The 9,818-nt window shown below is 66.6% G+C and carries 8 protein-coding genes and 1 pseudogene; 6 read left to right on the forward strand and 3 right to left on the reverse strand.

From position 1 onward, the window contains the following. Both ELR45_RS14280 and ELR45_RS14285 read right to left on the reverse strand, forming a co-directional pair. A partial coding sequence (locus ELR45_RS14280) for a fatty acid desaturase family protein (RefSeq protein WP_205856582.1) occupies window positions 1–814 on the reverse strand: 814 nt, incomplete at its 3' end. A 458-nt stretch (window positions 815–1,272) separates the two neighbouring features. Then, on the reverse strand, window positions 1,273–1,761 hold the full coding sequence (locus tag ELR45_RS14285; protein WP_129666998.1) for an inorganic diphosphatase: 489 nt from the start codon (window positions 1,759–1,761) through the stop codon (window positions 1,273–1,275). Between the two features lie 225 nt (window positions 1,762–1,986). Here ELR45_RS14285 and dacB point away from each other — a divergent pair, with 225 nt between their 5' ends. The 6 genes from dacB (at window position 1,987) to folE (ending at window position 9,198) form a co-directional block, all read left to right on the forward strand. After that, a complete protein-coding gene (gene dacB / locus ELR45_RS14290; protein ID WP_129666999.1) occupies window positions 1,987–3,477 on the forward strand; it encodes a D-alanyl-D-alanine carboxypeptidase/D-alanyl-D-alanine endopeptidase in 1,491 nt (496 codons plus the stop codon). 32 nt (window positions 3,478–3,509) lie between these two features. Further along, window positions 3,510–4,724, forward strand: coding sequence for a zinc-dependent metalloprotease (locus ELR45_RS14295; protein ID WP_129667000.1), 1,215 nt, complete (start codon window positions 3,510–3,512; stop codon window positions 4,722–4,724). A 102-nt stretch (window positions 4,725–4,826) separates the two neighbouring features. Then, the gene (gene tilS, locus ELR45_RS14300) at window positions 4,827–5,807 is read left to right on the forward strand and encodes a tRNA lysidine(34) synthetase TilS (protein WP_420813886.1); all 981 of its coding nucleotides are present in this window, start codon (window positions 4,827–4,829) and stop codon (window positions 5,805–5,807) included. 31 nt (window positions 5,808–5,838) lie between these two features. Next, window positions 5,839–6,390: a hypoxanthine phosphoribosyltransferase gene (hpt, locus tag ELR45_RS14305; RefSeq protein WP_240759711.1), complete on the forward strand. Its 552-nt coding sequence runs from the start codon at window positions 5,839–5,841 to the stop codon at window positions 6,388–6,390. A 164-nt stretch (window positions 6,391–6,554) separates the two neighbouring features. Further along, complete coding sequence (gene ftsH, locus ELR45_RS14310; RefSeq protein ID WP_129667002.1) at window positions 6,555–8,588, forward strand: ATP-dependent zinc metalloprotease FtsH; 2,034 nt, start codon at window positions 6,555–6,557, stop codon at window positions 8,586–8,588. 7 nt (window positions 8,589–8,595) lie between these two features. After that, window positions 8,596–9,198 carry a GTP cyclohydrolase I FolE gene (gene folE, locus ELR45_RS14315; RefSeq protein ID WP_129667003.1) on the forward strand — a complete coding sequence of 201 codons (603 nt, stop codon included), beginning with the start codon at window positions 8,596–8,598 and terminating at the stop codon, window positions 9,196–9,198. 256 nt (window positions 9,199–9,454) lie between these two features. On the opposite strand, the pseudogene ELR45_RS40900 reads toward folE, so the two are convergent. Further along, window positions 9,455–9,818: pseudogene (locus ELR45_RS40900) on the reverse strand (adenylosuccinate lyase); the annotation flags it as partial.

The following is a 9,818-nucleotide window of genomic DNA, read 5'->3' on the forward strand; positions in this document are numbered from 1 at the left end:
GGTAGTTGAGCCCGCCCATGGCGAAGTCGGTCGCAAAGCCACCTCGGATGTTGCGGGACATCAGTACCTGGCGGCGCAGGAAGTCGATCTTCTCGTTCGCCGGGACGATCGGCATGCCCTTGTGGTTGGGGGCGAAGGATCCTCCGAGGAGCAGACCGAACAGCCCCATCTGGACGCCGAAGAACGCGGCGGCCTTTCCAGGCGGCAGCACGATGAGCAGGGCAGCGAGATAGCCACCGAGGCGGACGGCGATGAACAACGCCTCGCACCACCGGTGCTTCAATGCCTCTCTGCGGAGGATCGTCTGAATGCTCGCCACATGCAAGGCGAGTCCTTCGAGGAGGAGTAACGGAAAGAAGAAATAACCTTGTCGCCGGGCGAATCGGGCAGCGAAGCCGGTTCTCTGCTCTGCCGCGGCCGGCGTAAACGCGAGTACACCGGGTCCGACGTCGGGGTCGGACCCTTCCTTGTTGGGGTTCGCGTGGTGGCGGTTGTGCTTGGTCATCCACCAGCCGTAACTGAGGCCGGTGAACAGGCCTGAGAATACCCTGGCCGACCATTCGTTCCAGCGGTGCGAGGCGAAGATCTGGCGATGAGCGCCGTCGTGTCCGAGGAAGCCGAACTGGGCGAGCACCGCGGCCAGCACAGCTGCCGGTATGAGTTGGAACCAGGAGTTGCCGAGCAGCCCGAACGCCACCCAGACACCCGCGAACGCGGCCACCATGGTGATCATGAGCGTCCAGTAGTACCCGTATCGCCTCTTCAGCAGGCCGGATTCCTTGATCTGGCGGGAGAGCTCGGAGTACTCGCTCACGTATCGCTCACGCCGCGAACCCGGGGGGCCTGGCCGTACTTCTCGCGCACCATTGGCGTCAAAACCCGCCTCAGGTGCCGTCGTTGTTGTGTTGCTCATGTGAATGAACCACCGCTCGTGTGTGGACGATGCCGTACGACGGGCGTCCGCCGGGGCACGTGCCCGTGTTGTAGGTCGGCTGGACGCGCTGGGTCCGTGCCCGGAGGCCGGGTTCGTGCACCAGAACGATGGGAGACCCAGTGATCCAAGTCTTTGGGCGACTCGTCATCGACTCAACCGCTATTCAATAATGAGTTTACCCGGTAGGTCGGGAACTATGTCCAGTTTCTTCGGGCACGGGTCCAAGAGTTCATGTTTAGGTATGTTTCCGCTTATACTCCACGCGTTGCCCAGAAATAGTCCTGGCAAACGTCTGAAGGCAAGATCAGTTCGGGGTCACGGGACGAGCGCCCGCGACGTCAGTGGGCCGCCTCCTTGGCGCGGGCGTAGGAAGCGCGGATCTCCTCCTCGGCAGCCGCTCGATCGACCCACGTGGCGCCCTCGACGGATTTGCCCGGCTCCAGGTCCTTGTAGACCTCGAAGAAGTGCTGGATCTCCAGGCGGTCGAAGTCGGGCACGTCTCCGATGTCCATCAGGCGTTCCTTACGAGGATCGTCCGCGGGCACGCAGAGCACCTTGTCATCTCCGCCTGCCTCGTCCGTCATCCGGAACATGCCGATGGCGCGGCACCGGATGAGGCAGCCGGGGAACGTCGGCTCCTCGATGAAGACCAACGCGTCGAGCGGGTCGCTGTCGAGACCAAGAGTGTCATCGATGAAGCCGTAGTCGTGTGGGTAGCGTGTCGAGGTGAACAGCCTGCGGTCGAGGCGGATCCGGCCACTGTCGTGGTCCATCTCGTACTTGTTCCGGCTCCCCGCGGGGATCTCGATCGTGACGTCGAATTGCACGGCGCTACCTTTCTTTCGTCGTCGTTGACCCACTCGTTCCTTACCCCAAGACGGACGGCCGCGCGTGGAAGCGCAACCTGCGCCGGCCACGACCGGCATGCGGGACATGGGACGTCCCTAGTGTCCCGTACCGTGGTACGTGATCCGCCATTGCCCGCGTGTTTAATACATCACGCCCATGTAACAGCGCTGCCGGCAGCCGAGCAGCGGGAGCCTCGGAGAGATATGTCGCGGCCAGAAGATCCCGTTCCGGAGCGGGCGCCCGACCGGCGCGAGCGGCGCCGCATCGGTCGCAGAGGTTTGCGCGCACGCACAGCGGCGCTGGCCGTGGCCGGTGTCGCTGCTGCGGGCGCGCTTGCCGGTGTCGCTTTATACGGCGCAGGCGTGCTTCCTCCGTCGTCGGACACGGCCGGCAAGGTATCGGCAGCCTTGCCCGCAGAGGCGGCGCCCCCGTCGCGATGGGAACCGGCCGGTACGGTCCTCGAGTCGTCCGATACGTCTGATGCGGATCAAGCCAACAGCTCCGAAGACGGTGCGCTAGGTGAGGTCCTCGACTCGTTGGCTGGAGCTTCGGTGCTGGGCGGGAGCGTGAGCGCGTCCGTTGTGAACCTGAGCGCGGATGCCGATGTCTACGAGTCCAACGCCGCCGAGCCGCTGACGCCGGCAAGCACCATGAAGCTCGTGACCTCGGCAGCCGTGCTGGAGGTCCTCGGCCCTGAGCATCGCTTCTCCACGGAGGTGGTGATGACCCCAGGCCAGAGCGGTGATGCGGAGATCACGCTCGTCGGCGGTGGCGACCCGGTGCTTGCCTCGGCCGCGGACGCGGTGGTGATGCCGTCCGCCTCCAGCCTGGAGGCATTGGCATCCCGGACCGCCGAAGCGCTGGAAGAGGCGGGCGTGACGTCGGTACGGCTGTCATACGACGACAGTCTGTTCTCCGGGCCGGGCGTCGACCCCGACTGGCGCACGAACTACGTGCCGGACGGCGTGGCGGGACCGGTGAACGCGCTGTCGGTGGACGGTGCGCGCCGTGAACCTGGGCTCCGCGACAGGGTCGATGATCCGGCGTTGGCGTCGGCCGAACAGTTCGCCGGCATGCTCGATGGTGCCGGGGTCTCGGTCTCCGACGACGAGCCGGAGCGCGCGCGGGCCGAAGCCGAAGCGGAGCAGGTCGCGGCGGTCGACTCGCCGCCGCTGTCGGCGATCGTCGGGTACACGCTCCGGACCAGTGACAACGACGCCGCGGAGGCGATGGCGAGACACGTCGCATTAGGGCTCGACAGGCCCGGAAGCTCCGCCGACGCAGAGGAGTCGGTCACCGAAGTCCTCTCCGGCCTCGGCGTAGACGTCGATGGCCTCAACGTCGCAGACGGGAGTGGCCTGGCCAGGGGAAACACGGTGACAGCCGGGTTGCTGGTGTCCCTGCTGACTGTCGCCGCCGATGCGGAGCGGCCGCACCTCCGGCCGGTGATCAGCGGTCTGCCGGTGGCCGGGTTCGACGGCACCCTTGCCGAACGGTCGGCGGACGGCAGCGCAGGATATGTCCGCGCCAAGACGGGGACCTTGACCGGGGTGCACAGCTTGGCTGGGGTCGCGGTGGCCCGGGACGGGACCACGTACGCGTTCGCGATTCTGGCCGACGACGCGGACGACGCACTAGGGGCGCGCGCGGCGCTAGACGAGTTCGCCGCCGCATTGAGCCGCGTTCGGGGGTAGCCCATGGCTCGAGTTGACGTAGCGTTGACGGTATGACGACGAATGATGCCGCCCCTGAACTCGTCGATTGGGATCTGGCGGCCAAGACCGCGACCCGCCTTGCCGGCTCGGGGCCGGAGGTGTCCGAGGGGGAGGCGCACGAGACCGTCGCCGATCTGCGCCGCTTTGCCGCCGAGGCCGAGGGCCACGTACGCGCTGTGACCGGTCTCGACGGCTCGTCGGCGTCGGCGCCGCTCGTGGTGGTTGACCGAGAGGGCTGGATCTCGGCGAACACGGCGAGCCTGCGCACCATCGTCGCCCCCTTGGCCCGCAAGGTTCATGACGCTCGCAAGGGCAAGGACGGCGGGCCGTTGGACTTCGTCGGGCCCAAGGCGACCGGCCTGGAGACCGGTGTCTTCCTGGCTTTCATCGCAGGACGCGTGCTCGGGCAGTTCGACCCGTTCTTCCGCGGCGGGCCGTCGGACGTGCCGACCGAAGCGCGGGAGGACGGGGCGGCCGGGCCGGCGAGCACGGTGCGGCCGAATGACTGGAACGGTGAGGCCAGGAGCACGGACATCGAAGCCGCCGTGACGACGCTTCCGGTGGAGCGGCAGGAGACCCTCGGGCGCCTCTTGCTGGTGGCGCCGAACATCGTCCACGTCGAGCGGGAGCTTGAGGTGGACCCCCGGGACTTCCGACTCTGGGTCTGCCTGCACGAGGAGACGCATCGGGTTCAGTTCACCGCTGTGCCCTGGCTCCGCGACCACCTGCAGAGCGAGATCCAGTCGTTCGTCTCGGCGAGCCAGGTGGATGGCAAAGCGCTGGTCGCCAACCTGCGCGAGGTGGTCGAGGCGCTGGTACGTGCCGTTCGAGGCCAGCGGGATACGACGAGCTTGCTCGACCTGCTGCAGTCGCCGGAGCAGAAAGCCGTCGTGCAGCGGGTGACCGCGCTCATGTCGCTGCTGGAAGGGCACGCCGACGTGGTCATGGACCGAGTGGGACCCGAAGTGGTCCCCACGGTCGAGACCATACGGCGACGTTTCCAGAACCGCCGCCAGGGACGAGGCATCGATCGCAGCGTCCGTAAGGTTCTCGGGTTCGAGGCCAAGATGCGTCAGTACCGCGACGGCGCGAAATTCGTAAACGCGGTCGTGGATCGAGTTGGTATGGAGGGTTTCAACCGGGTCTGGGAGTCGGCCGAGACCTTGCCGTCGTCGGAGGAGATCGCAGACCCCGCTGCCTGGGTGGATCGCGTCCACGGGACCTGACGGGTGAGCGTGATCCCGAACACGAAGCGCATCCCGGCAGTGTCTCGACACGATCAGGTCGATGACAGCGGGCGAGCGTCGCACCGGAGTTCGGCCGATGAGCTGGAGGTCCGGCGCGCAGTCCGTGCTCATCTCGCCGACATCGACGCCGGGAGCGTGCTGGTGGCGTGCTCGGGTGGTGCCGACTCCCTGTCGCTGGCTGCCGCGCTGGCGCACGAAGCGCGGCGTGCCGGGATCCGGGCCGGTGGGATCACCGTCGACCACGGGCTTCAGGACGGGTCGTCCCGGCGTGCCCGGTCGGTCAGTGAGGCGATGGCCACCATGGGTCTTGATCCGGTCGAGGCCGTACACGTGCGTGTCGCGCACGGCCGACAAGGACCCGAGGGAGACGCGCGCCGTGCCCGGTACGCGGCCCTGGAGGCGGCGGCCGCACGACACGATGCCGCGGTCGTCATGCTCGGGCACACCATGGACGACCAGGCCGAGACCGTGCTGTTGGGGCTCGCGCGAGGTTCGGGCGCGCGCTCGCTGGCGGGAATGGCCGCGTATGCCGGGCTGTTCCGGCGTCCGCTGCTGAGGCTCCGTCGCGACGTGGTGCGTGCCGCGGTACCGGATCACGTAAAGCCGTGGGAGGACCCACACAACGCGGACGCCGCGTACGCGCGCTCCCGGGTTCGTCACAACGTCTTGCCGGTCATGGAGTCAGAGCTCGGGCCCGGGCTGGCGCAGGCGCTCGCCCGTACCGCGGAGCTCTTGCGCGCGGACGCGGACGCCCTGGACACGCTGGCGCGGGAGGCGGTCGGTGCCGCGGTGGTCGACGGAGACCCCGAACTGAACGAGGCGGTCGCCGGCGCAGGTTACGAGGTCACGAGACTTGCCGCGCTACCCCAGGCCATCCGCTGGCGCGTGTTGCGGGCGGGGGCGCTCGCGGCCGGATGCCCTGCTGCCGACCTGCACGCCGCTCACATCGCGGCTGTCGACGTGCTGATCACCGACTGGCGTGGGCAGAAAGGCATCGACCTCCCTGGGGCGATCCGGGCGAAACGGTCTGGCGGCGTCTTGTGGTTCGGCCAGATGACGTGATCGTGTTGTGCATATGGCAGGCTGTCGAAGCGTGGAACCGCAGCATATCGATGGCGACATCGAAAAGGTCCTGTTGACCGAGGATGAACTCCAGAGCCGGCTGGCAGAGATGGCCGCGGAGATCGAGCGCGACTATGCGGGCAAAGATGTGCTGCTCGTCGGCGTGCTCAAGGGAGCCATCATGGTGATGGCTGACCTCTCCCGCCACCTCTCCCGGCACGTGGAGATCGACTGGATGGACATCTCGTCGTACGGCTCCGGCACCCGGTCCAGCGGCGTTGTCCGGATCAACAAGGACCTGGACACCGACATCAGCGGGCGGAACGTCGTCGTGGTCGAGGACATCATCGACACTGGACTGACGCTGTCGTGGCTGGTCTCCAACCTTCAGTCGCGCGGCCCGGCCTCGGTGGAGATCTGCACCATGCTCCGTAAACCGGAGGCGGCCAAGACCGCGGTGGATGTGAAGTACGTCGGGTTCGATATCCCCAGCTCGTTCGTGGTGGGCTACGGGCTTGATTTCGCGGAGAAGTATCGCAACCTCCGGGTCGTCGCGACGTTGGCCCCACACATGTACTCTTAGTCGATCACGGGCCGGGCTCGCGCTACCGGCGAATGGTCGGACGAGGCGGGCGCAGGGTATCGTCGTAACGATCAGACGTCTTGGTTGTGCGCGCAGTGGATCGACGTCGCGCCGGCTAAGAGTGCCACCGACTCAGCAGGAGGAACGGGTCCGAGCCCCGCATCATGAACGCTAAGCGATTTGTCCGACCGGCGATCTGGTTCGCCATGTTCGTCCTCGTGGCGGTCATGCTGAACAGCTTCTTATCCGGTGGAGACGACCCTGAAGAGGTCGATACCGTACGGGTAGTCGACGAGATCGAAGCGGGGAATGTCAAGTCGGCCGAGATCACCGGTGGCGATGTCCAACGAGTTGAGCTCACGCTGAACAACGACGAAGAGTTGTGGGCCTACTACGTCGAGGACCAGGGCCTGGATCTCGTCAACGAACTTCAGCAGCAACATGTAGACGGCGCGCTTGCCGACGGTTACAACGTCGACATCCCGCAGTCCAACCCGTGGATGGCCATCCTCGGTACGGTCTTGCCGCTCCTGTTGCTGGTGGCACTGATCATCTTCTTCCTGAGCCGTGTGCAAGGCGGCGGCGGCCGAGTCATGCAGTTCGGCAAGAACCGCGCCAAGCTGGCCTCTAAAGATGCGCCGAAGACGACTTTCTCCGACGTTGCCGGTGCGAACGAGGCGATCGAGGAACTGCACGAGATCAAGGAGTTCCTCCAGGAGCCCGCGAAGTTCCAGGCAGTCGGCGCGAAGATCCCCAAGGGCGTGCTGCTGTACGGGCCGCCAGGCACCGGTAAGACGCTGCTTGCCCGGGCGGTCGCGGGTGAGGCCGGCGTGCCGTTCTACTCGATCTCCGGCTCGGACTTCGTCGAGATGTTCGTCGGTGTGGGTGCGTCCCGGGTTCGTGACCTGTTCAAGGAAGCGAAAGAGAACGCACCGGCCATCGTGTTCGTCGACGAGATCGACGCGGTCGGTCGGCATCGTGGCGCCGGCATGGGTGGCGGCCACGACGAGCGCGAGCAGACGCTGAACCAGCTGCTCGTCGAGATGGACGGCTTCGACATCAAGACGAACGTCATTCTGATCGCGGCCACCAACCGCCCGGACATTCTGGATCCCGCGCTGCTGCGCCCGGGCCGGTTCGACCGGCAGATCACTGTGGGTGCGCCCGATCTGGACGGCCGGCGCAGGATCCTCGAGGTGCACGCCAAGGGTAAGCCGCTTGCCCCGGACATCGACCTGATGGCCGTGGCTAGGCGTACGCCGGGCTTCAGCGGTGCCGACCTGGCCAACGTGCTCAACGAGGCCGCTCTGCTCACGGCCCGTGGCGACGCGCAGGTCATCACTCCGAAGTTCATGGACGAGGCGATCGACCGCGTCATCGCTGGGCCGCAGAAGAGCTCGCGTCTGATGAAGGACGAGGAGAAGCGGATCACCGCGTATCACGAGGGCGGACACGCCCTGGTGGCGGCCGCTCTGCACCACACCGACCCGGTGCACAAGGTGACGATCCTGCCGCGCGGCGGTGCTCTCGGGTACACGATGGTGCTGCCCGATGACGACAAGTACTCCACGACGCGTAACGAGATACTTGACCAGCTCGCCTACATGATGGGCGGCCGTGCCGCCGAGGAACTCGTCTTCCACGATCCCACTACCGGGGCGGCCAACGACATCGACAAGGCCACGACCCTGGCCCGGCGTATGGTCACGCAATACGGCATGACCGAGCGGCTCGGCGCCATCAAGTTCGGCTCCGACAGCGCCGAACCGTTCCTCGGCAAGGAGATGGGGCACCAGCGCGACTACTCCGAGGAGATCGCCGGGCAGGTCGACGAGGAGGTCCGCAAGCTCATCGAGAACGCGCACCAGGAGGCGTTCGACATCCTGGTGGAGAACCGCGACATCCTCGACAGGCTGGTCATCGCGCTCCTGGAGCGGGAGACCTTGAACAAGGAGGAAGTGGCGGAGTTGTTCGAGCAGATCCGCAAGCTCGAGCGGCGGCCGGCATGGACGGGTTCCCCGACGCGCAAGCCGTCCGAGCTGGGGCCGGTGGACATTCCGGAGAAGGTTTCGACCAACGGTTCGGAATCCGACCACGAAGAGGGCACGACGATCTCCCCGGACGAGCACCAGCCTGTGGGTGAGAACGCGATAACCGGTAACAACACGGCGGTGCCTGACAACACGTCGGGGAGCTAGTGCGTTGGTGGAACCCCCAGTAACGCCGTCGCAGCCGTCGGGCGGGGTCTTCGACCACGAGAGGGCCGAAGCCGCTGTCCGGGAGCTTCTGGCCGCCATCGGCGAGGACCCCACCCGGGACGGATTGATCGATACTCCCGGGCGGGTGGCGCGCGCGTACGCGGAGATGTTCCGTGGGCTGCAGCAAGACCCCGCGGAGGCGTTGACCACGACGTTCGAGCTCGGTCACGACGAGATGATTCTCATTAAGGACATCGAGCTCGCGTCGATGTGCGAGCACCACCTGGTGCCCTTCTACGGCTATGCGCACATTGGCTACATTCCCGGCGCTGACGGTCGGATCGCCGGCCTGTCCAAGCTCGCGCGGCTGGTGGACGTGTTCGCGAAGCGGCCGCAGGTTCAGGAGCGGTTGACCACCCAGATCGCCGACTCGATGGTCGAGCTTCTGAAGCCGGGCGGGGCGATCGTCGTGGTCGAGGCCGAGCACCTGTGCATGACGATGCGGGGAGTGCGAAAGCCCGGAGCGAAGACGCTCACCAGCGCCGTCCGTGGTCAGCTGCGCAACCCCGCCACGCGCTCCGAAGCAATGAGCTTGATCATCGGCCGCTGAGCGGGGCGCTTCGGAGCATCCCGTTGCCCCGAGGTGGTTGCCCCGAGGTGGGTGGGCTGGGGCTGTGGTCGGCTTCGGGTGGGCCGGGGAAGCTCGTCTCACTCTCACGCGGTCGGCGGACGGCCGGGCGTGCTGGTTGCGTGTGTCTTCCGCCGCCGAAGATCGATCGACGAACTTCCCCGGCCCGTCTCTTTACGCTTGGGTTGGTCTCGGGGCAACGGGATCCTCCGGCGCTTCTCCGGAGTGTTCCGTGTGCTCAGAGGATGGGGGACGGGGTGTAGGCCGCGGCGTCGGGGTGGGCGGCGGCGACGTCCTCGACGCGCTGGATGACCTCAGCGATTTGTGCGGTGGCGGCGCCGGTGAACTTCAAGGGCGATCTCACGAGAGCGTCGAGGTTGTCTCTGGTGAGGCCCAGGCGGCTGTCGTCGGCGAGGCGGTCGAGCAGATCGTTGCGGTCGGCGCCGCGTTCGCGCATGTCAAGTGCCACATTGACGGCGTGCTCCTTGATGACCTCGTGTGCCGTCTCTCGCCCGACACCGGCCTTGACCGCCGCCATCAGGACGGCGGTGGTGGCCAGGAACGGGAGGTAGCGATCGAGCTCACGGCCGATCACCGCCGGG

The organism is Phytoactinopolyspora endophytica (assembly GCF_004138495.1).
Lineage (GTDB): Bacteria > Actinomycetota > Actinomycetes > Jiangellales > Jiangellaceae > Phytoactinopolyspora > Phytoactinopolyspora endophytica.